A 21,083-nucleotide genomic window follows, 5' to 3' on the forward strand; every position below is an offset into this window, starting at 1 on the left:
TGGCGGATCAGTGGCGGATCAGTGGCGGATCAGTGGCGGGTCTTGGTGGGGTCCAGGTCTTCGCTCATTACATCGTCAAAAACCGGTTGCCCCGGAATCTTGTGGCCCTCGCTGGCCCATTCGCCCAGGTCGATGAGCTTGCAACGCTCACAGCAGAACGGGCGGTGGCGGTTTTCCGGGGTCCACTCGATTGGTTTTTTACAGGTGGGGCAGGCGACAGTAGGGCGGTCAGACATAAATAAACAGCTATCAGGTTTGCGTGGCCAGTTGCACGTATTTCTGGTGAAGCGCGTCGACTTGCGCATTAAGAAACTCCAGCGAGCCGCTATTATCCAGAATATCGTCGGCCTTTGCACACCGCTCCGCGCGCGGCAGTTGTGCGGCCATGATATTGCGGATTTGCTCCACTGAGTTGGCATCCCGCGCACTGGCCCGCTGCAGTTGTAATGCTTCCGGGATATCCACCACACACACGCGCTGCACCAGCTCAGACTGACTGGTTTCGATCAGCAGCGGGGATTCAAGAATGGCGTAGGGCGCAGTATGGGTGCTGGCGCTCGCCGCGAGAGAGGAAATTATTTCTTCGCGAATGAGAGGATGAGTCAGCTGTTCCAGCCAGCGTCGTTCTTCCGGGTGATCAAACACCAGCTTGCGCAGCGCCGCCCGGTCCAGTGATCCATCGGCCTGCATCACACCGGCACCGAAGTGCTCGGCAATGGCCACCAGTGCCGGCCGACCCGGCTGCACCACAACACGGGCCGCCAAGTCTGCATCCACCACGTTCACCCCGTGGTGCCGAAACCGCGCCGCCGCAGCGGATTTGCCGCTGCCGATGCCACCGGTAAGGCCGACGGTAAACACGGCTTAGCTACTCAGCCCAGAGATACGAAAATACCACCCCATGATCTGCTCGCCCCACAGCATGGCGATCCAGGCAGCGCCGGCGAGATAGGGGCCGAAGGCGATGGGCAGGTTCTTGTCCCGCCCGGAAATCAGCGTCCACAGAATACCCACCAGCGCACCCACTGCGGCCGACAGCAGAATCACCAGCGGAAGTACCTGCCAGCCAAACCAGGCACCGATGGCCGCAAGAATCTTGAAGTCTCCCGCCCCCATACCTTCCTTGCCGGTTACCAGCTTGAAGATATGGAACACACTCCACAGCGCCAGATACCCGGCAATCGCGCCGATCACCGCATCCTGCAGTGGCGCAAACACGCCCCACAGGTTGATCAGCAGGCCGGCCCACAGCAGGGGCAGGGTGATATTGTCGGGCAGCAGCTGCTTGTCGAAATCAATCCCGGTAAGCGCAATCAACGCCCAGGTAAACAACACCCCCGCGAGCGCCTGCCAGGTAAAGCCCAGCTGCCACACCACAACAGCGGTAAGAATACCGGTAGCGAGTTCCACCAGCGGGTAGCGTTTGGATATGGGGGCATCGCAGTTGCCGCATTTACCCCGCAGCAGCAAGTAGCTGATAACCGGGATGTTCTGCCAGGGCTTGATCTCTGTCTCGCACTTGGGGCAATGGGAGTGGGGCAGCACCAGATTGTAGGTTTGCGCTAGCGCTTTCTGGTCTTCGGCGGAAGGCGTTTTCTCAAAGTAACTGTAAAAATCCCGCTGGTATTCCCGCTCCATCATGATGGGCAGGCGGTGGATGACCACGTTGAGGAAGCTGCCGATAAGTAGGCCTAAAATAAAAGCGCTGCTTATTAGCAGCGCTGGGTGGGCAATCAAATAATCGTACATGTTGGTCGACTTATACCACGTTGCCGAGCTGGAAGATGGGCAGGTACATGGCAATCATCAGGCCACCTACCAAAATGCCCAGCACTGCCATGATCATGGGTTCTAGCAGGGTAGTCAGGTTGTCCACCATATTGTCCACGGCCTCCTCATAGAAATCGGCCGCTTTTGCGAGCATCTCATCCAGTGCGCCAGATTCCTCGCCAATAGCCGCCATCTGTACCAGCATAGTGGGGTACAGACCTGAAGAGCGCATGGCGCCATTCAGCGGGATACCGGTGGCGACGGAATCGCGAATTTTCAGGGTGGCCTCTTCGTAAACCACGTTGCCGGTTGCCCCGGCGACAGACTTCAGTGCGTCGATGAGAGGGACACCGGCGGCGAACGTTGTGGAGAGTGTGCGGGCATAGCGCGCGGCAATCGAGTTGTATGTGATTTGCCCCAAAATGGGTAGCTTAAGCATCAATTTATCGAAAAAATTCGCGACCTTTTTATTGCGCTTTTTTACTTCCAGTGTTCCACCAATCCCCACGATCAACGCTAATAATGCAAAAAACCAGTTGGCCTGCATCCACTCAGAGATACGCATCACAAATAATGTGAACGCGGGGAGTTCTGCACCAAAGCTGGAAAAGGTTTCGGCGAACTGAGGGACAACTTTCACAAGCAAAATAGCTGTAACTACTACTGCGACAACCAGTACAGCTATGGGGTAGGTCATTGCCTTTTTGATCTTTGCCTTTAGTGATTCTGTCTTTTCTTTATAGGTGGCAATACGCTCTAGCATCGTTTCCAGGGCGCCAGACTGCTCACCGGATGCCACCAAGTTACAAAAAAGGTCGTCAAAGTAGATAGGATGCTTGCGTAGGGCATCAGCAAACGCGGTGCCTGAGGCTACATCGTCTCTTATTTTATATACAAGCTCCTTGAGACCGGCGTTGTCCAAGCCATCCGCGACAATCTCGAAACTTTGCACCAGCGGAACACCGGCTTTCATCATTGTGGCCATCTGGCGAGTGAAAATGGCAATGTCGCCGGGCTTTACCTTCTTGCTACCGCCAAACAGTGGCTTGGGCTTTTTCTGGACTTTATTTGCGATGATGCCCTGGCGACGGAGCTGCGCCTTAATTAGAGCTGGGCTCGTTCCGCTAATTTCCCCCTCAACCTTATTGCCCTTGGCATCCAAACCCTTAAATATATAAGCGGTCGCTACTGCGGCGTTGGCCATCTTGTTATTCCCGTTACTCTTAAAGGCGAAGTTGTGTTGACTAGATAGTTTAGATTTCAAAATTCGGTTGGAGACGTTTAAGCTTTTGCTTCGTGCACCACCTTATGGGTTAATCATTCGTCACTCGGTTAGCTTCTTCGAGGCTGGTAACCCCCATAACTACCTTGCGCAACGCTGAGGTGCGCAAATTGTTGAAGCCTTCTTTCCTTGCCTGGTCGGCGATCTGAATGGAGTTCCCTCCCTCCATTATAATGCGCGAAATTCCATCAGTGATGCGAACTACTTCATACACACCTACACGCCCCTTGTAGCCCTTGGAGCAGTGTTCACAGCCGACAGGCTGATAGATTTTCCACTCGCTCTGGGGAATCGTCACCGCATCGAAGCCCTCTTCCTTCAGGACTTCTTCCGGCAGTTGTGCTGGCTTTTTACATTCACCGCACAACCGCCGCGCAAGGCGCTGGGCAATGATCACACTGACCGACGTGGCGATGTTGAAGGTCGGGACCCCCATATTCATGAGGCGTGTCAGGGTCTCAGGTGCCGAGTTGGTGTGTAGAGTCGAAAGCACCAGGTGACCGGTTTGCGCTGCCTTGATCGCAATTTCGGCCGTTTCCAGGTCTCGGATCTCCCCCACCATCACAATATCCGGGTCCTGTCGCAGGAAGGAGCGCAGTGCCTCGGCGAAGTTCAGCCCTACCTTATTAGAGACGTTAACCTGGTTGATACCCTCCAGGTTGATCTCTACTGGGTCTTCTGCGGTGGAAATATTGCGCTCTGCGGTATTCAGGATATTCAGGCCGGTATACAGCGAGACTGTCTTGCCGGAGCCGGTAGGCCCGGTGACCAGGATCATGCCCTGCGGCTGGGCCAGCGCATCCATGTAGATTTTCTTCTGCTCTTCCTCGTAACCCAGAGCATCGATGCCCAGCTTGGCAGAGGAGGGGTCCAGAATCCGCAGAACGATCTTTTCGCCCCACAGGGTAGGCAGGCTGTTTACCCGGAAATCAATGGCTTTGGTTTTGGACAGCTTCATCTTGATACGGCCGTCCTGAGGTACCCGGCGCTCGGAGATATCCATCTTGGACATCACTTTCAGCCGCGCGGAAATTCGGGTGGCCAGCTGGATTGGTGGGCGGGCTACCTCATGCAGTACGCCATCGGTGCGAAGACGAACTCGATACAGCTTTTCGTAGGGTTCGAAATGGATGTCTGACGCACCGGTGCGGATGGCGTCCAGTAGCACCTTGTTTACAAAACGCACCACTGGGGCTTCGTCGCCGCCGGGATCGTTGTCGTCCTCTCGCTTGGATTCCCCCCCTTCCACATCGAGGCTATCCAAGTCTTCGTCATCCAGCCCCTCCAGGCCACCACTCATATCTCCGCTATTGGATAGATAGCTTTCGATAGCTTTCGAAAGCTTCTCGGTTTCTACCAGTACCGCGTCGGTATTGAGACCGGTGTTGAAATTGATCTCATCAAGCCCAGCGAGGTTGGTCGGGTCCGCCACAGCTACAAACAAGCGATTGCCGCGTTTGTACAGTGGCAATGCGAAATGCTTGCTGATCAATTTTTCATCGACGACATCTTTAGGGAGCAGGTCGAAGTTGTAGCTGGAGAGGTCAAACAGCGGGGTGCCAAAAGCAACGGATGCAATGTTAGCTAGCTCCCGGCTTTTGACCAGCTTGGCTTCCACCGCGTGCTGGGCAAAAGTTTGACCTTCGCGTTTGGCCGCTTTCAGAGCGGATTGCGCTGTGGCTTCGTCAATGGCTTTGTCAGAAACCAGCCGCTTGGCCAGGCCGCTTAGTGGGGTGCTACTCATGGAGGACCGTTAGTCAGGGAATTGAACGTGTGATTTTTGTTTAAATTTTGTTCTTAAGTGCCGGTTTACAAAGCGGATTTTGTAACCAGCATATTGCCTCAATATATCGAATAACCCCCCGGCCGCCAATGGCCCTGATGAGTGTTTACTGCATCCTGTGAACTGGATACCTTCTATCCAATGGGGTGCCATGGACATGCCAGAGCCCAAGATCCGATCCTTGGTTTAGTAAACCCCGCTGGAGAAAGGGTTTAACTCGAGGAGAGAATGCTATTTCAGGGGCTCTAGGCCTTTGTCGAACCTGACAATTTCCGTCACCGCGTACTGAGGGAAGGTTGAAAAGTGTACGGCCTTGTATAGAATTTGAACGATCTGGCGTGTAGCCAATTGATGGCAGGGGGTTACAGTCCATTTTCGCGCTTGCGCGTTTTGCCTCATTACCGGTATCGTAACTGCCGACTTCCTCACGGGATTTCGCCTAACAACAACAGTCTGTATGGAGACGGTTACAATGAAAAAGCAACAGGGCTTTACTCTTATTGAATTGATGATCGTGGTCGCGATCATCGGTATTCTGGCAGCAGTCGCGCTGCCGGCTTATCAGGATTACACCAAGCGCGCGAAGATGTCTGAAGTGATTCTGGCTGGTAGTGCATGTCGTACAACCATCACTGAAGTTGTCCAGTCTGCCGTGGGGACCACTTTGCCAGCGGCAAACGAGTGGGGCTGTGAAACTTCTGGTGCCACCACAAAGTATGTATCTCAAATTGCCACCGATGCTGCCGGTAAGGTAACCATAACTGTACAGAATATCCCGGGTGTTACCGGTGATGTTACTATGGTCCCAATGACCGACCCTACCACAGCTCTCACAAACGCTAACGTTGGTGCAGTTGTTTACGGCTGGCGCTGTGGTCTGGATACTGACGGTACTTCCGTTGATCCGAAGTACCTGCCGGGCTCCTGCCGCGGTAACTTCTAAGTCGTGTAACTCGATATCGAAAAGGTTGTACGCAAAAAGCCCCACTCGTGGGGCTTTTTTTGTTGGGCGAATACTTCTGACTCGCCGGTGAAAGAGAAACAATAGGTGTTCCCATGAATGTATGGCATGAAGTACTTGAAGCCGAGGTGTCGAATGCTGGCGAGAGTAAGCTGGTCTCAAGTACGAATTCTTCGTCGAGAGCCGTTGGCGAAGACGAAGTGCTGACTCTTACCATACTGATGCCTTGCTTGAATGAGGAGCGTACGCTTGCCGAGTGTATCGAAGATGCCTACAGCAGCCTTCAGGCACTTGGTATTGATGGTGAAATTGTTATAGCCGATAACGGTTCGTCTGATCGTTCTAAAGAAATTGCACTGAGCTACGGCGCCAGGGTGATTAGTGTTGCCAAGCGCGGCTATGGGGCAGCATTAATGGCTGGTATCGAAGCAGCACGTGGCCAGTATGTGATCATGGGCGATGCCGACTGCAGTTACGACTTTGGCAGTCTGGAAGGGTTCCTGGATACCTTGAAAGGTGGTGCCGATCTGGTTTGTGGAAATCGGTTTCAAGGTGGTATTGAGCCTGGCGCCATGCCGTTTTTGCATCGATATCTGGGCAACCCGGTCTTGAGCTACCTCGGACGTCTTTTCTATAAAATTAAAATTGGTGATTTCCACTGTGGATTGCGCGGTTTTAACCGCGAAAAGATTCTCGGGCTTGGCTTGGATTGTCCGGGGATGGAGTTTGCGAGTGAGATGATCGTAAAGGCTGCAAAGAAAAACCTGGTAATTCGTGAAATCCCGACGGTTTTGCGGCCGGACAAAAGAGATCGCAAGCCCCACCTGCGGACCTGGCGCGATGGTTGGCGGCATCTCCGCTTCTTATTGATGCATTCGCCAGGATGGATGCTGGGAGTGCCGGGTTGGGCGGCAATTGCACTCGGGATGGCATTAATTGTGTCAACATTGATGTTGCAGTGGGGACCCTTCGGGGTGGTCTTCGGAGCTAACACGCTTATCTTTGCCATGTGCATCGTCTCCTTGGGGGGGCAGCTTGTGCAATTCTCAAATATCGTCGCATATATATCTTTCAGTGTTGGCGCCTCTGAAAAACGGGTGTGCCCGGAGAGGCTAGCCAAGGCGAATCTATTAACGGGTGGCGCGTTCACTCTATTTGGCGGTGGCCTTTCAGCATATTCGCTGCATCAGTGGTGGGGTGCCGGTTTTGGAGAACTTGAATATGGCTCGTTGTTCTCCATTGTTATTCCTGCAAGTTTGTTGCTTTTCCTAGGCGTAACGAACTTGCTGTCTTCTTTGATTGTATATCTACTATCTAACACAGTATTTAGGTCTGGTGTCGGGAGGGCTGCTGCGTAAGTGGGTTTTAGTGCAGTTTTGCCCCACCGTGGCTCTCACGCAATGATGAAGATGTTCAGGTTACCTTTTTCTCCGGTCGAATGCACTGGTGGTGCTATCGCTCTGATTGCATGGTTTTTGCCGGTACTCGCATTCATATTTATTGCAGTGTCCTGGGGGCAAGACTTTAATTGGGACTTGCTCAATTACCACTTTTACTTGCCAGAGGCGGCTCTTCGGGGAGAGTTGTTTGGGAATTACTTCCCCGCTAGTGTCCAGTCGTACCTCAATCCAATCCCGATGTTCCCGGCATATGCGCTATCAAGGGTGTTCGATAGTGCGTTGGTTGTGGCGTGTGGTATTGCTGTTATTCAGTCGGCAAACTTTTATCTTCTTTTTGCGATTTCCTACGTCACGTTGAGTTATGTCGAGGCACGGAGAGATAGGGTGTGCCTGAGTATTATTGCGGCAATGCTTGGCTTGTTCTCGCTCGTAGTGCTGCAGCAAATCGGGTCAACGTTTGTTGACTTGAGTCTATCAATCCCGGTACTGCTAAGCGTGCTGTTGCTTTTGCTAAACCGGATAGAATTTAGGCTTTGGCGGCTGGGTGTCGCTGGCGTTGCTCTGGGCGCGGCACTGGGTATGAAACTGGTGCTCATTCCATTTGTTTTTGCCTCCGCAATACTGCTGTTGTCACGTGACGGTCTGGTCCGGTTTGTTTTGGGCTCTGCTGTTTTTGCAGTGTTTGGCTTGCTGGGGTTCTTACTGGCGGCTGGTTGGATCTATATTGGTCTTTGGGAAAACTACCAGAGTCCTCTTTTTCCATTCTTCAATACGTTGTTCGAATCCCCATTTTTTCCCCAGGAATCTATCGCGGTAGATAGATTTACACTGGGGGGCATGATGGGCCTACTGGTCAGCCCTATTTTGCTGGCCACTCCTGAAGGGTGGATTTACACAGAAACCATCGCGCCTGATTTCAAGTTGGCGATGGTAGTCGGTTTGTTAGTTTGCCTGGGATTTTCTCGGAAACTTTCCCGGGGGCGATTGAGTGTGGTGCTGGTTGTCTATTTCTTCGTCGCCTATGTTATTTGGGCCTTCACCTCATTTAACGGTCGCTACGGAATGCCTCTGTTTCTTCTGATGGGGCCGCTGCTCGTAGGGCTGGTCGTCCAGCTCTTCAAGCACCGATACCGATATGTTGCACTGGTGTGTGCATTTCTTCTGCAATCCGTGCCTGTACTGTCATCCGGTGAGATTGGGTGGAACAGACTGGATTGGGGTGGCTCTGTTCTCAGGCTCGATGACAATGATCCATTTTTCGCTGAGCCGGCGTTAATTGTAACCAGTGAGAAGCTCACCTTGGCGTCGTACTATTCAGAAATGCCCATAGGGAGTCGGATGCTCAACATAGCTGGGCAATATAATTTTCCTCTGGAGGGCGCGTTTTCCGAATACGTGAATGAGAGTCTCGATGAGTTTAGGGGGGCGACATATGCTTTGGGTGTTTCCTCTGATCTGGCAGGTAAGACTCAGTCGCAAGTTATCGAGTCTTGGGCTCGTATTAATCGAAAAGATTTTCTCTCACTCGGCTTGCTTATCAATATAGACACATGTGAAAGTAGAAGGTTGTATTCGCGCGGCCAGGAAAGTGTGTATCTCGCAAAGTGTAAGCTCATGCCTGCTCCTGAAGAGGCGCTTGCAGAATACTCACAGGCTGTGAATCGTTACGATGCGCTCTTCAGTCGCTTCGAGCAAGACTGCGCCCACTGGTTTTACCCAAAAGGGGGGCGGACGGAATTGATTGGGTCGGTATGGCGTCGTTCCTACATGGGCAAAGATCTAAACTTGCTTATCAACGCTGCAGGCGATGTGTCTGTGACCTCAAGCCGGTTGTTCGGAAGTCTCTATATGGGAAGTGTAGATGTTGCCGAACGTGAAGGGGTGTTGCATTGCCAGGGGCGGAAGCTTGAGTTTAAGTAGTGTTACGACTCGCGCCAAGTCGTGTTTGCAGTAGTGATGGGATGTTTCCCCGGATATTTAGCATGGTTAAAGATTACTTTTCACTCGGTCATCCTCTCGCTGCATTCCGTAGCCAAATGTCGCTGCACGCCAGGCGGAGCATGTTCAAGCGTTTTATGGATGAGATCCAGCCCTCGCCGGCAGATCGTATCCTGGACGTGGGGGTTACACCGGACCTCCAATTGGTTGATAGCAACTACTTCGAAGCGTTGTATCCTTACAGAAAACAAGTCACTGCAGTCAGCATTGAAGATGTCACGCCGCTGGTTTATGTGTATCCGGAAGTAGCTTTTCGGCAAGTGCAGCCGGGACCGCTGCCTTTTGCGGATGACGAGTTTGATGTTGTATTTTGCTCCGCAGTTTTGGAGCACGTCGGGAATTTCGAGCAGCAAGAGGCATTTCTGGCAGAGCTGCTACGTGTATCCAAAAAGTTTTACATCACGACGCCTAACCGATGGTATCCGGTAGATTTTCATACGATTTTGCCTTTTATCCATTGGTTGCCCAAGGGGCTGCATCGCAAGCTACTGAAGTTGGTTGGGCATGATTTCCTCGCGCGAGAGGAAAACCTGAATTTGTGTGCTGCCTCTGATGTGAGACGAATGATGGGTGATCGCGCTCACTTCAACATTAGTTACCAGTGGTTTCTTGGCCTGCCGTCAAACATTCTAATCTTTGGTGAGAGTGGCACGGCTGATGCGTGACTATTTCTCTTTTCTATTGGTTGGGGCCCTGACTGGAGTTTTTTCCATAGCAATTATTCAGTCTTCTTCCTACCTGGCTCCCGAATATTTTAGCCAGTACCAGTGGTTGATCTATTTATTGGTTTACCTGTCTTCGTCGGTAGTGAGTTTTGTTGTGCTGACGCTCGGGGTCTTTGGCGGCGAGCTTCGCCGTATGCGCCGCTTGCCGGCGTATCTATGTTGGACGCTTACGATAGCGGTTGTTTCTTCCTGGTTGGCAGTTCTCATATTTGAGTGTCTTTACGGAGTTGTCTGGTTGCGAAGCTACTTTATCGAGTCTCTTGCGCCTGTAATTGCTGTATTATTGCTCTCGCCAATTACGTTTCTTGGATCTAGAAAGTTGCTAGCATGAACTCTGATACCAAAGCTAAGTTGCCAGTTATTTCACAGTCATCATTGTTTTCAGGTGATAAACATTGCGAAATCGCTAGTGGCTATGACTATGAATATCAAACTTGCTCGAACGAATTTCAGTTTGTTCAGTGCGAGCCAAGTGGCTTGGTGATGCTGAAGGAGCGTCCTGCGGATGGAAATATAAATGATATCTACCCGCCTGAGTATGAGCCTTATCTGTTCGATGAGAAGAAAAACTTGCTGGGTTGGTTTCGCTCCCAAGTCCAAAAAAGAAAGGTAGATGTCGTCAGGAAATACGTCTCTGACGATGCGAAGATCTTGGATCTTGGTTGTGGTAGCGGCGTTTTGCTTCGCTTGCTTGAGCGGTTCGGGTCGAAGTTCTGGGAGTTGCACGCGTGTGACTTGAATGAGGAGTCTTTGCGTAGCTTGGAAGCGCACGGGATAACCACTCATTCCACAGGTTATGAAAATATTCAGTTGGATGACTATTTCGATATCATTATTCTGAACCAAGTGCTCGAGCATTTTGCTGACCCGCGCGCGGCGCTTGCCGGTTGTCGGCGTTTGTTGCGTAGTGGTGGTGTGCTGTTAATCGAAACCCCCTCTACGGAAGGTCTCGATGCGCATATTTTCAGGAGCGGTGTATGGGGGGGATACCATATTCCTCGGCATTTTTATCTTTTTAATGAAGATAGTGGACGCAAAGTGCTCTTGGAAGAGGGGTTTGATGTCGATAGTGTCGAATACATGGCGAGTCCTGCCTTCTGGATACAATCCCTGCACCACATTTTTGCTGCGTCCGGTAAACATCTGTTGTCCCGTTTTTTTCGCCTGGGAAATTTGCCTCTGCTCGCTTTCTTTACATGTTTTGATGTGGTTCGCAAAGCGATTGGTTTAAAGACAAGTAATATGCGTATCGTAGGCGTGAAAAAATGCTAAAGAAAAATGATATTCCGGCGCATTTCTTCGTTATCCCTCTTTGGAGGGTGTTATTTTCGATTGCATTTGTTTGGTCAGGGATTCTGAGCTGTTGGTTGGTGGCCAGTTATGGTGAAAGCTATCTATTTGGCTTTGCTGCGATTGTTCTTGTAGGGGTTCTCCAGTATCACTTGAATGTGATCGGCCACGACGGGTTGCACTTCAATGTGGGGCGTTCCAGAAGCGCGAATGATCTTGTTTGTCGTTTTCTGTTGCACGGCCCTTTGTTGTCTCCGCTCTCTCTATTGCGAAAGAACCATTTGAGTCACCATGCCCATCTTGGTGGCGCAAGGGATAATGATCGTCATTACTATGAAATTAGTCGCTTTGGCAACTCTCGGCGATGGATTCTATGGCTGATTTCCAGTTTGCTGGGCGGCATGACCTTTCAAGTCGTTCGGAAGCTACTCTTCTCCAGGGGTGGATCAGGTTCCTCTGCCAAGTCTCCGATTAACGTCGATAGTGTGTTGGCTAAGGATCTTTTCTCCATTGGTCTTACGCAGTTGCTGATATTGGCGCTGCTCTGGTTCTTATTTTCTGGTGTTCATGGGTATTTGGTGTTCTGGCTGCTTCCCATGTTTACGGTCATGTTCGGGTTGAATGTAGTGCGGTCCTGCCTAGAGCATGCGGTTGATGTGTTGGATGCGTCGCGGTATTTGAGTTTTCGTCCTGCGGTTTTGGAGCGGTTCTTTCTTTCGCCGTACAATATGAATTTTCATGCGGAGCACCATTTTTATCCTACAGTGCCGATGCATCACTTACCGGCATTTGGTCGCTTCTTGAGGCGGGCAGGGGTGAAATATGACAGGCTTCCAGGGTATATGTCCCGGCTCTGCTATTTGAGCAGAGTGTCAAGTGCATTTGCGCCAGACAGAGGGGGCGCTGGTGAATTGGTCGATGGCGGTGCCTCTTGATTGTTTTTGATGTATTTACTGAGCCTTCGTTGATTTTCTTTGCGGCTCGGTCAGGTCGATTGATCGGATTCGTTGCTTCAGTGACCGTGACCGCTTACTTTACTGCATTTGTAGTGGTCTATTAATCCCGGACACCAACTTAGGTGGTATGGTTGCAACCTGAATTAGAGGCGTTCAATGAGTAGACAACGTCGATCCTTTTCCCCCGAGTTTAAGCTGGAGGCTGCCCGCTTGGTCCTTGATCAGGAGTATTCGATATCAGATGCCGCTCGGTCTTTGGATGTCGGCACAACTGCCATCTGCCGCTAGGTGAACCAACTAGAGCCCGAACGTGGTGGTGCGACGTCGGCCAGCAAAGCCCTCACCCCGAGCAGCAAAGAATCCAGGAGCTTGAAGCCCGTATCAATCGTCTGGAGAGTGAGAAAGAGATACTAAAAAAGGCTACCGCTCTCTTGATGTCCGACGAAATGAATCGTACGCGCTGATAGAGCGACTATGTGAGCACGAGCCCGTGGAATTTGTCTGTGACTCGTTTGAAGTATCTCGTTCATGCTACTACGAATACAAGTACAGAAAGAATGCCGTTGATGTGCCGGGGCTGGAGCTCCGGACCCAGGTCAACGAGGTCTTCAATCGAGGTCGTGGTTCTACGGGCAGCAGGACAATCGTAGGGTTGCTGAACGATCAGGGAGTGGTTATCGGACGCTTCAGAGTCCGCAGCCTGATGCGATACTATCCGTTTGAAACCATTTCCTGCACCGAAGCGAAGATAAATGAGGCTAAGTATGCTGCGGCAGTGACTACTACGTATCCAAAGCTTGTCAGCCCTTCAAGTGGCCTGCGGATGTGGTCAGATATGGCTTGAAGATTCTTGATCGCCGGGAAAATCGCTACAAAAAGTAGTCTGTCGCGGCCATGTCGAGAGCTGGGGTGTGGGCATGCAAATTGGTGTGAGAGAGATTTTTACTGGGACACTCCGGCAGCGCTTTTGTATCTGTAAAAGCACATAGGCATGTGGGGGGCGCTTGTCGGGACTCTACAATTGCTAGAGGCCCCACTGATGAGGAGTATCAGTCAATGACCATGCGCACCTTAGAAACCGAATTCCCCGATCTCGCCGACAGTATCCGTCACCTCATCCAAGACAGTATTCAGTTCAAGACCGACCGCGACAGTTACCACAAGCTGGATAAGGCTATCCGTGGGCTGGAGGAGCGGGGCATTGCGACGGACGATGACCATTTCAAAGAGCTGAAGACCCAGCGTGCGCGCTTGAAAGATCAGCTGTACCTCAAAGCTAAGCAGCACCAGCCCTAGCGGGGTTTAGAAGGGAGTCTGCACAGTCTGACCGATCATTTCTCAGCGCTCTGCCCAAGCAGAGTGTATTTGTGAGTCTCGGCCTAGGCGCTACCGGTTGCCTCTGATACGGCCTGGGAGTAGGGTCGTGCACTGTAACTGCAGTGCGATTGGCAGCTTGCGCCCCAGATGGGGTTAAGCTCGCCGTATGCGCTTTTTCAGTGATTTTAATAATGCCAATAGGACCTCCATTCGATGAAGTCGACTCTGCTCGCCGTTTTTCTCACTTTCTGGTGCTTTGGCGCCGTTGCCCAGGATATTGCCCTGCCCAAAAAGCTCCCCGAACTCGCCGAAACCAACAGTGCCGACCTCGGCAAAGTGGAGGCGGGTCTGAAGGTGGGGGATACGCCTGCGGACTTTTCCGTGCGGACCCACAAAGGGGAGGCCGTCTCTCTAAACAGCCTGTTGAAAATGGATGCGCCGATTCTGGTGGTGTTTTACCGCGGTGGCTGGTGCCCGTATTGCAACGTGCAGATTCGCCAACTGGCGGAGGCCTGGCCGGAATTTGAGAAGCGCGGAGTGACGCCGGTGCTGATCAGTGTGGACAAGCCGGATGCCAGTGCCTTGGCCAAGGCGACCTATGAAATCCCGTTTCCGGTGCTGTCTGACCCTGAGCTCAAGGCCCATGAGGCGTTTGATGTGGTGGTGGAGATCGACGATGCCACCGCCGAGAAGTACAAGACCTACGGCATCGTACTGGAGGACTGGTCTGGCAAGGACCATCACAAAGTTGCGGCACCGGGTATCTTTCTGGTGAATGCCGATGGCGCGGTGGCGTGGGCGCATGTTTCCCAAGACTACAAAACCCGCCCGAGTGTGGTTCAGCTGCTCGGCATGCTGGATGCGCGCTGATCGTTCGTGATTTTCTGGCGGGTCGGTTCCGGCCCGCCTAGTTACACTTCCCCATCGGCTCAATTTGCTGGGCCAGCATTTCCCCGGTTTTCTCCGCGTTGTAATCCATGATCAGTTGCGGCTCGTCGGTAAAGACGCCGTCGGCGTTCATGCCGACCACCAGTGCCAGATCGTGCGGGTGGTTGACGGTGAATTCGTAGCTCTTGAAGCTGCACAGTTCCTTCTGGCAGTTTTGGAAACCGTGACAAACGTACCAATTTTTCAAGTCCTGATTTCTTCTGTATTCTGCTGCGACTAACAGGATTACGGACAGCATGTTATGGAAAAGGAAAATTTCCCTGAAGATGCGCTCTTCTTTATTGCCGATGGTCACTACAGCACTGATCAAGTCCTTGCGGCGATTTATGGTCATTCGGCCACTTCTGCGAAACAACATTTTCTAAGTGTGAATTCACATCTTGTGGGTGGTGCTGTGCGCCCGGGGCAAGTAGTCATTATTACCTCGCCAGATAATGCAGCCTGCCAGAAATGGGAGGTGGTGATGCAGGAGGCCGTTCGGGTTCACGAGTCTGAGCTACGGGCGATGACCGAACAAGAGAAGAAGGTTCTGGCGAAAAACTATGCATTTTTGAGTGATGTGGCGAGCTATACATCACCGATGTATGGGTGGGCCAATGGCTACTTTTCCCAAAAAACCAAGCTGGTCGAAAACCTGCTGGACCAGATGGATAGGTTGTACCAATCCAGCTACCGAAACCATGGGCACCTGAACTCTAATCACTTCTTTGCGCAGCGACGTGCGCTTTTTACCCAGCTGGATCAGGCGGTGAACGGAATGGTTCGCCGTGAGCTATTTGGTAGCTCGGCTGCTGCTGTTGGGGTCAAAAGACAGCTGGGAATTAGCAGTAAGGCGACCGTGCACCAATGGAAGAGCCAGGTTGAACCGGGGCGAATTCCTGAGTTGTCAGGCCGTTATGTACAGTTGAGAGCTGCGGCAAAAAACTTTGCTCGCCTTGGCTATATTGCGATCGGTCTCGAAGTTGTGGGTGGCTACGCCAATATTCAGAGAGTGTGCACTGAGGCTTCGGGTTCGGTGCTATGTGCGAAGACAAAGTACACAGAGTCACTTAAGGTGGGAGGTAGCGTCGTGGGAGGGGTAGCTGGTGGTGGCTTGGCTGCGTATGGCACGTGCAACTTATTGTTTGGCCTGGAAACTGCCGGGACAAGTTTGCTTTGGTGTGGTCTTCTGGTGGGCGCAGCTGGTAGTTACGTGGGCTCCAAGTCGCTCGGTAAGGGCGGTGAGGTGCTAGGAGAGTTTGTCTATGAGAGGGCCGTGAATTGACTTTTCTGCACGTAATGCTGGGTTTGTATGTACTCGGGGCTTTCCTTTTTCTTGCGGCGGTTGTTAATGCGGTAGTTTTTTACCGTAAATACTATAAAACACTCTCTCGAAAAATTGACGGCGAGTTTACTGATATCGGGTTTATCCTTTCTGCCAGCAGGTTCATGCACTGGGGACACTTTTGCCTGAGTGAAAAGCGTGCCAAGCGTTTTGGGGTTGATACCTATTTTTCGGAATTGCCGAAGATGGCACGTGCGCAGTTAATATTTCACTGGTCCGTGTTTATTTTTTTGGGGCTGGTAATGCTGTTGACTTGGGGCTGGCTGGAGTTTCGAGGTGATGGTTAGCGCTGAGGGGCAAAGCGCATGGTTTCAGTGTGCCATTTACCTGTTTGATTGTTGGCGGCTCGCTGTCTGTTCCAACCCGCCTAATTACACTTCCCCATTGGCTCAATCTGCTGGGCCAGCATTTCCCCGGTTTTCTCCGCGTTGTAATCCATGATCAGTTGCGGTTCGTCGGTAAAGACGCCGTCGGCGTTCATGGCGGCTACCAGTGCCAGGTCGTGCGGGTGGTTAACGGTGAAGACGTAGCTTTTGAAACCGCGCTTGTGGCCGTCGGCGATGATTTCCGGGCACACGAAGTCGAGGCTGTGGTGGATTGAATAGGCTTCAAGCGGTTCACCGCAGGCGGCGAGGTCCAGGGGGACGCCGTCGATGAGTACGCCGCGGCGCACTCTCGGGATCAGTTTCAGGCATTCGTAGATCTGGCGGTGGTCGAACGAGGAGAGCAGGTATTGCTCGTAGGTGGCGCCGTTGTCACGGATATAGGATTCCAGCTCGCGTGCGGCGAGGGCGGCGCAGTTGGGGCCTTTCATTTCTATGTTGAGCTGTGCGTTGTTGCCTACCAGCTCCAGCACTTCCCGCAGGGTGGGTACGCGCTCGCCACCGGGGAGCAGCATCTCGCGCAGCGCCGCAGGGGCGAGCTCGGTGAGCAGTTCCTGCCCCGCCAGAAGGCGGCCGAGGCGGCGGTCGTGCTTGACGATCAGTTCTCCGCCCACATTCCATACATCGATCTCTACCCCGTCGACATCAAATTCGAGGGCGTGCGTGATCGACTGCAGGGTGTTTTCCGTGGCGCGCTTGGGGTAACCCCTGTGGGCGAAACAGAAGAGGGTGTCAGAAGTATGCATCTCGACGTCCACGGTGGCGGAGGTCTCCCAAGGGTGTACCAAAAGTATGACCACGAGGTGACAGCGTCACAATGCAAGGAGGCAGATTCCGCCGGAATTTTTAGACCGTTTGGTGCGGGTAGCAGGTGTCTTTATAACGGGGGTTTTTATTCCCCGGCGAGGGCGCGATAGCGGCCACGGTGGAACACCAGGGGTTCGCCACCGCCGGCTGTGAATTCCAGCACTTCACCCAGCAGGATGGTGTGGTCGCCGCCGTCAATATTCTGCGCGCGGCGGCAGTGGAACAGGGCGGCGCAGTCGTCCAGTTGCGGGATATTCTGCGGGCCCTGGTGCCATTTGACCTGGCCGAACTTGTCGGCACCGCGGCCGGCAAACAGGTTGGATACGTGCTGCTGGTCGCCTTTCAGTACGTGCACCGCAAAGCGCTCGCACTCGGTGAACGCTGCGTAGCCGAGGGAACCGCGGTCGATGCTCCAGAGGATCAGCGCCGGGTCCAGGGAGACGGAATTGAAGCTGTTGACGGTCATGCCCACGGGCTTGCCGCCGGCATCCAGGGTGGTTACCACGGTGACGCCGGTGGCGAAGTGCCCCAGGGTGTCGCGCAGGGCGCGGCTGCGCTCCTCCGGTGACTGAGGGGTTTCGATGGGGGCTGCTGAGTTGCTGGTTACCGTCATACTTCGTTCAAAATCTGTTCAATTTTTGTGCTGGCGGCCATTTTACGGGAAAAATGGCCGCTCTGCGTGATTTTCTTTGAATCTCAGGGCATCCGTGGTGCGCAGCGCTGGCTGAGCGCGTCCCGTTCGGCGATGGCGCTGCCGGTCAGGGCAAAGCCCAGCAGCTTGCCGGTACCGTTGAGGAATTCGGCCTTTACGCCGTCAGCGGTTGCGGTGACCTGCCATTCGCCCTCGTTCCCCGGTTGCGGTGGGCACACCACGGTGGGCCTCAGGGTGGTTTTCACTGCCACCGGCATACAGCCGTACTGCACCGATGTGGGTGTGCCGGCAAGGGTCTGGGCGAGGGCGCGGGCGCACTGGGTGAGCGGGGCGACGTAATACAGGCTGTGCCCGTCTACTTCTGCACAGTCGCCGAGGGCGTAGATACCGGTGTCGCTGGTGCGCAACTGCCGGTCGGTGACGATGCCGCGATTGGTGGCAACGCCGGCGGCCTCCGCAAGGCTGGTATTCGGTTGCAGGCCCAGCGCGGCCAGCGCGATATCGGCTTCGATGATGTCGCCGCTGGCAAGCTGAGCGCGGATGCCTGCGGAGGTGTGCTCGATGCGCGCGACGCTGGTGCCGAGGTGAAAAGTCACCCCGGCCTGCGCCAGTGCCTGCTGGATATCGCGACCCGCCGCTTCCGGCAGCATATTCGCCAGCGGCCAGGGTTGCAGGTCCACGACCTCGACCTGATAACCGGCCTGGACCAGGTCATTGGCAAACTCACAGCCAATCAGCCCGGCGCCAATCAGCAGTACGCGCTTGCGGTTGGTCAGCGCGGTGCGGAAGCGGTGGTAATCGCCGAGGCTGTTGACCCGGAACAGGCGGGCCAAGCCATCGCCCTCGATCGCTGGCAGCGGCGCGCAGTGTGCGCCGGTGGCGAATACCAGGCGGCTGTAGCGCAGTTCGGCACGGATGCCGCCGCTGTCGGAAACGAGCGTGAGTACCTGTGCCTGCCGGTCTACATCGGTGACGTGGGTGTGTACCAGAATTTCTGCGCGCAACTCTTTGGCCATGGCTTCGGCGCTGGCAGTGGCCAGTTGCTGCGGGGTTTTGCCATGGGCAAGGGAGGCAGACAGCAGCGGCTTGGAGTAGAAGGTACCGTCGTCACCACTGATCAACACCAGCGGCGTGCGCTGGTCGAGTTTGCGAAATTCCTTGGCCAGGTGATAGCCGGCGAGGCCGGTGCCGATGATGACCAGCGGATCCTTGTCGTCGAGGGTGACCGGCGCCGAGGCACTGGGTTGCGGTGCGTCAGCGGGTGGCTGGCTCACCAGCACCATGTCGAAATCTTCCTTGCCGACGCCGCATTCCGGGCAGGTCCAGTCGTCGGGGATGTCTTCCCAGCGGGTGCCGGGGGCGATGCCTTCTTCCGGTGCGCCGCGCGCTTCGTCGTAGATCCAGCCGCATACCATGCATTCCCAGATACGATTGCTGGTGGTCTGCGCGGTGGCTTGCGCCGGTTTTGGGGTGCTGCCTGCCGCTGTCTCGCCCTGGGGCTGCGCAGGTTGTGCGCTGTTGTCGGGGACCACCGCGAGCATCACAAACTCGTCTTTGGTGGCGCCGCACTCCGGGCAGGCCCAGTCGTCGGGGATATCTTCCCAGCGGGTGCCGGGTGGAATGCCATCGTCCGGCGAGCCCTTGGCTTCGTCATAAATCCAGCCACAAATCTGGCATTCCCAAACACGAAAATCGGACATGAAGACCCCTGAATACTACTGGTTTCTGGTTCTTTGTTACTGTAAATGGTTGAAGCAATAATCTATTGAGATTCGGGCATTTGTACCACCGATCACCTGGCTGATGCCTCAGCCCTTGCTGCGCTGGGCGATGGTGGTGAGTGCACGGTGGTAAGCCTCGTTGATCTGGCTGGTGTCGTCCACCGTGACTTGCAGATCCTTGATGAGCCCGTTGGACAACCCGTACACCCAGCCGTGCACCGACAGTTCCTGGCCGCGTTCCCAGGCATCGCGTACCGGGGTGGTTTGGCATACGTGGATCACCTGCTCCAGCACATTAAGCTCGCACAGGAGATCCACGCGGTCCTCTTCGCGGAAGAGTTCGATCAGGGTGTGATGCTTGTCACGCACATCCTTGATGTGGCGCAGCCAGCTCTCAATCAGGCCGAGGCGCTGGTTTTCCAGTGCGGCCTTTACTCCGCCACAGCCATAGTGGCCAACCACCATGATGTGTTTCACCTTGAGTGCTTCCACGGCGTACTGGACCACAGACAGGCAGTTGAGATCGGAAGGCACTACGACATTGGCCACATTCCGGTGTACAAACAGCTCGCCGGGCAGCAGGTCCACAATCTGATTGGCCGGCACCCGGCTATCCGCACAACCAATCCACAGATAATTGGGGAGCTGTTGTTCCGAGAGCTTGAGGAAAAAATCTGGCTTCTCCCGACGGGTGGATTCCGACCAGGCGCGGTTTTTTTCGATCAGGTCGTTCAGCTTTGACAAGGCAGTTCTTCCGGCGGTGTGCACGAACCGGGCAGGATAGCGCTTTTACTGGGGCGCGCCAATGTGAGGCTGCGTGCGCCAGTGGCTGGGCCGCCGCAGCACTGTATTCTGCCGGGTGTTCTGTTACTCTGCGGTGGCGCATTTTGGGCACAATTCACCCAAGTACTTTCAGCATATAAAAGACCATATTTAGGACCACACAGGGGTTGGCCTATGGGGCTCAGAAATTCGACAATTCGCCGCCCGCGCCGCTTTAAGCGGCACAATGCGGTGGTGGCGCGTCGGCGCAAAAAAGTGCGTTGGTTGCTGGCGCAGCGTGCCCGGGTTCGTAACTACCGGCGCTTCTTTATGGTCCAGAGCGAATTGACCGCCAAGGCAGAAGCATCGCGCAAAGGAACGCAGAAAGGCACGCAAAAAGGCGCGCAACCGGATACCTGAGTGTTCAGGTAATCTTTGCCGCAAACAATAGGCACGAAAAATAGAACCGAACACAGAGGGAGAAAACAGGGTGGATACTTCTCAGGCGGCGCCGTTGGCAACCGAGTTGGATGTGGTCATCGCGGATTACCGGGATGAGAAGCACGGCAATGACCTGCTGGCATTGATGGATCACTATGCGCGCGACCCTTATGGTGGCGGCGAGCCGCTGTCCGATGTCTGTCATCGTGAATTGCTGGCCCGCTTGGCGGCATTTCCCGGTGCTTTCTCGGTGCTGGCTTATCGCGGGGATGTGGCGGTTGGCCTGTCGAACTGCTTTATGGGTTTTTCCACATTCGTGTGCAAGCCACTGGTGAATATTCACGATGTGGTGGTGACCGAAGCGGCCCGTGGGCTGGGGGTGTGTACCCGGATGATGGAGCAGGTGGCGGAAGTGGCGCGGGCGCGCGGCTGCTGCAAAATCACACTGGAAGTGCTGGAGAAGAATCACCCTGCGCGGGCTGCTTATCGCAAGTGCGGCTTCAAGCCCTACGCGCTGGATGAGGAATATGGCAAGGCAGAATTCTGGCAGCGCTACCTGTAAC

At 54.0% G+C, this 21,083-nt stretch carries 23 protein-coding genes and 1 pseudogene; 14 read left to right on the forward strand and 10 right to left on the reverse strand.

Going from position 1 to position 21,083, the window contains the following annotated elements; all coding sequences use genetic code 11:
- Positions 1–29: 29 nt before the first annotated feature.
- From yacG to pilB, 5 genes are all read right to left on the reverse strand, one after another.
- Positions 30–236 (reverse strand): DNA gyrase inhibitor YacG, encoded by a 207-nt coding sequence (gene yacG / locus JF535_RS08190; RefSeq protein WP_066966291.1) that lies wholly within the window; start codon positions 234–236, stop codon positions 30–32.
- A gap of 13 nt (positions 237–249) precedes the next feature.
- Positions 250–861 (reverse strand): dephospho-CoA kinase, encoded by a 612-nt coding sequence (coaE, locus tag JF535_RS08195; protein WP_207001087.1) that lies wholly within the window; start codon positions 859–861, stop codon positions 250–252.
- Between the two features lie 3 nt (positions 862–864).
- Positions 865–1,749, reverse strand: coding sequence for a prepilin peptidase (locus JF535_RS08200; protein ID WP_207001088.1), 885 nt, complete (start codon positions 1,747–1,749; stop codon positions 865–867).
- A gap of 10 nt (positions 1,750–1,759) precedes the next feature.
- A complete protein-coding gene (locus JF535_RS08205) occupies positions 1,760–2,974 on the reverse strand; it encodes a type II secretion system F family protein (protein WP_207001089.1) in 1,215 nt (404 codons plus the stop codon).
- A gap of 109 nt (positions 2,975–3,083) precedes the next feature.
- Complete coding sequence (gene pilB / locus JF535_RS08210; RefSeq protein WP_207001090.1) at positions 3,084–4,796, reverse strand: type IV-A pilus assembly ATPase PilB; 1,713 nt, start codon at positions 4,794–4,796, stop codon at positions 3,084–3,086.
- A gap of 511 nt (positions 4,797–5,307) precedes the next feature.
- Between pilB and JF535_RS08215 the strand changes: the two genes are divergently transcribed.
- The 10 genes and pseudogenes from JF535_RS08215 (at position 5,308) to JF535_RS08265 (ending at position 14,352) form a co-directional block, all read left to right on the forward strand.
- The gene (locus JF535_RS08215; protein ID WP_207001091.1) at positions 5,308–5,778 is read left to right on the forward strand and encodes a pilin; all 471 of its coding nucleotides are present in this window, start codon (positions 5,308–5,310) and stop codon (positions 5,776–5,778) included.
- Between the two features lie 113 nt (positions 5,779–5,891).
- Positions 5,892–7,154, forward strand: coding sequence for a glycosyltransferase family 2 protein (locus JF535_RS08220; protein WP_207001092.1), 1,263 nt, complete (start codon positions 5,892–5,894; stop codon positions 7,152–7,154).
- Between the two features lie 42 nt (positions 7,155–7,196).
- Complete coding sequence (locus JF535_RS08225; protein WP_207001093.1) at positions 7,197–9,116, forward strand: DUF2062 domain-containing protein; 1,920 nt, start codon at positions 7,197–7,199, stop codon at positions 9,114–9,116.
- A gap of 62 nt (positions 9,117–9,178) precedes the next feature.
- Positions 9,179–9,859, forward strand: coding sequence for a class I SAM-dependent methyltransferase (locus tag JF535_RS08230; protein ID WP_242523761.1), 681 nt, complete (start codon positions 9,179–9,181; stop codon positions 9,857–9,859).
- Positions 9,852–10,250 carry a hypothetical protein gene (locus JF535_RS08235; RefSeq protein WP_207001094.1) on the forward strand — a complete coding sequence of 133 codons (399 nt, stop codon included), beginning with the start codon at positions 9,852–9,854 and terminating at the stop codon, positions 10,248–10,250. Before JF535_RS08230 ends, JF535_RS08235 begins: the two co-directional genes overlap by 8 nt.
- Positions 10,247–11,191 carry a class I SAM-dependent methyltransferase gene (locus JF535_RS08240; RefSeq protein WP_207001095.1) on the forward strand — a complete coding sequence of 315 codons (945 nt, stop codon included), beginning with the start codon at positions 10,247–10,249 and terminating at the stop codon, positions 11,189–11,191. The genes JF535_RS08235 and JF535_RS08240 overlap by 4 nt, the downstream gene beginning before the upstream one ends.
- A complete protein-coding gene (locus tag JF535_RS08245) occupies positions 11,185–12,144 on the forward strand; it encodes a fatty acid desaturase family protein (RefSeq protein ID WP_207001096.1) in 960 nt (319 codons plus the stop codon). The genes JF535_RS08240 and JF535_RS08245 overlap by 7 nt, the downstream gene beginning before the upstream one ends.
- A gap of 177 nt (positions 12,145–12,321) precedes the next feature.
- Positions 12,322–12,874: pseudogene (locus tag JF535_RS16710) on the forward strand (transposase); the annotation flags it as partial.
- 347 nt (positions 12,875–13,221) lie between these two features.
- Positions 13,222–13,461 carry an HP1242/YdcH family protein gene (locus JF535_RS08260; protein ID WP_066966262.1) on the forward strand — a complete coding sequence of 80 codons (240 nt, stop codon included), beginning with the start codon at positions 13,222–13,224 and terminating at the stop codon, positions 13,459–13,461.
- A 234-nt stretch (positions 13,462–13,695) separates the two neighbouring features.
- Positions 13,696–14,352, forward strand: a complete 657-nt coding sequence (locus JF535_RS08265; RefSeq protein WP_207001099.1) for a peroxiredoxin-like family protein — start codon at positions 13,696–13,698, stop codon at positions 14,350–14,352.
- A gap of 37 nt (positions 14,353–14,389) precedes the next feature.
- Here JF535_RS08265 and JF535_RS08270 read toward each other — a convergent pair whose 3' ends face one another.
- Positions 14,390–14,617: a hypothetical protein gene (locus JF535_RS08270; protein ID WP_207001100.1), complete on the reverse strand. Its 228-nt coding sequence runs from the start codon at positions 14,615–14,617 to the stop codon at positions 14,390–14,392.
- A gap of 54 nt (positions 14,618–14,671) precedes the next feature.
- Between JF535_RS08270 and JF535_RS08275 the strand changes: the two genes are divergently transcribed.
- Both JF535_RS08275 and JF535_RS08280 read left to right on the forward strand, forming a co-directional pair.
- Positions 14,672–15,694: a hypothetical protein gene (locus tag JF535_RS08275; protein WP_207001101.1), complete on the forward strand. Its 1,023-nt coding sequence runs from the start codon at positions 14,672–14,674 to the stop codon at positions 15,692–15,694.
- On the forward strand, positions 15,691–16,041 hold the full coding sequence (locus JF535_RS08280; protein WP_066966250.1) for a hypothetical protein: 351 nt from the start codon (positions 15,691–15,693) through the stop codon (positions 16,039–16,041). Before JF535_RS08275 ends, JF535_RS08280 begins: the two co-directional genes overlap by 4 nt.
- Positions 16,042–16,121: 80 nt before the next feature.
- Here JF535_RS08280 and JF535_RS08285 read toward each other — a convergent pair whose 3' ends face one another.
- From JF535_RS08285 to can, 4 genes are all read right to left on the reverse strand, one after another.
- Positions 16,122–16,883, reverse strand: a complete 762-nt coding sequence (locus JF535_RS08285) for a glycerophosphodiester phosphodiesterase (RefSeq protein ID WP_242523762.1) — start codon at positions 16,881–16,883, stop codon at positions 16,122–16,124.
- A 146-nt stretch (positions 16,884–17,029) separates the two neighbouring features.
- Positions 17,030–17,557 carry a flavin reductase family protein gene (locus tag JF535_RS08290; protein ID WP_207001103.1) on the reverse strand — a complete coding sequence of 176 codons (528 nt, stop codon included), beginning with the start codon at positions 17,555–17,557 and terminating at the stop codon, positions 17,030–17,032.
- Between the two features lie 83 nt (positions 17,558–17,640).
- The gene (locus JF535_RS08295) at positions 17,641–19,296 is read right to left on the reverse strand and encodes an FAD-dependent oxidoreductase (RefSeq protein WP_207001105.1); all 1,656 of its coding nucleotides are present in this window, start codon (positions 19,294–19,296) and stop codon (positions 17,641–17,643) included.
- A 108-nt stretch (positions 19,297–19,404) separates the two neighbouring features.
- Entirely contained in the window at positions 19,405–20,061 is a 657-nt protein-coding gene (gene can, locus JF535_RS08300; protein ID WP_207001107.1) for a carbonate dehydratase, read from the reverse strand.
- Between the two features lie 213 nt (positions 20,062–20,274).
- Here can and JF535_RS08305 point away from each other — a divergent pair, with 213 nt between their 5' ends.
- Together JF535_RS08305 and JF535_RS08310 are read left to right on the forward strand one after the other, a co-directional pair.
- The gene (locus JF535_RS08305; protein WP_207001109.1) at positions 20,275–20,499 is read left to right on the forward strand and encodes a hypothetical protein; all 225 of its coding nucleotides are present in this window, start codon (positions 20,275–20,277) and stop codon (positions 20,497–20,499) included.
- Between the two features lie 70 nt (positions 20,500–20,569).
- Positions 20,570–21,082: a GNAT family N-acetyltransferase gene (locus tag JF535_RS08310; RefSeq protein ID WP_340674146.1), complete on the forward strand. Its 513-nt coding sequence runs from the start codon at positions 20,570–20,572 to the stop codon at positions 21,080–21,082.
- Position 21,083 lies beyond the last annotated feature (1 nt).

The organism is Microbulbifer salipaludis (genome assembly GCF_017303155.1).
Lineage (GTDB): Bacteria > Pseudomonadota > Gammaproteobacteria > Pseudomonadales > Cellvibrionaceae > Microbulbifer > Microbulbifer salipaludis.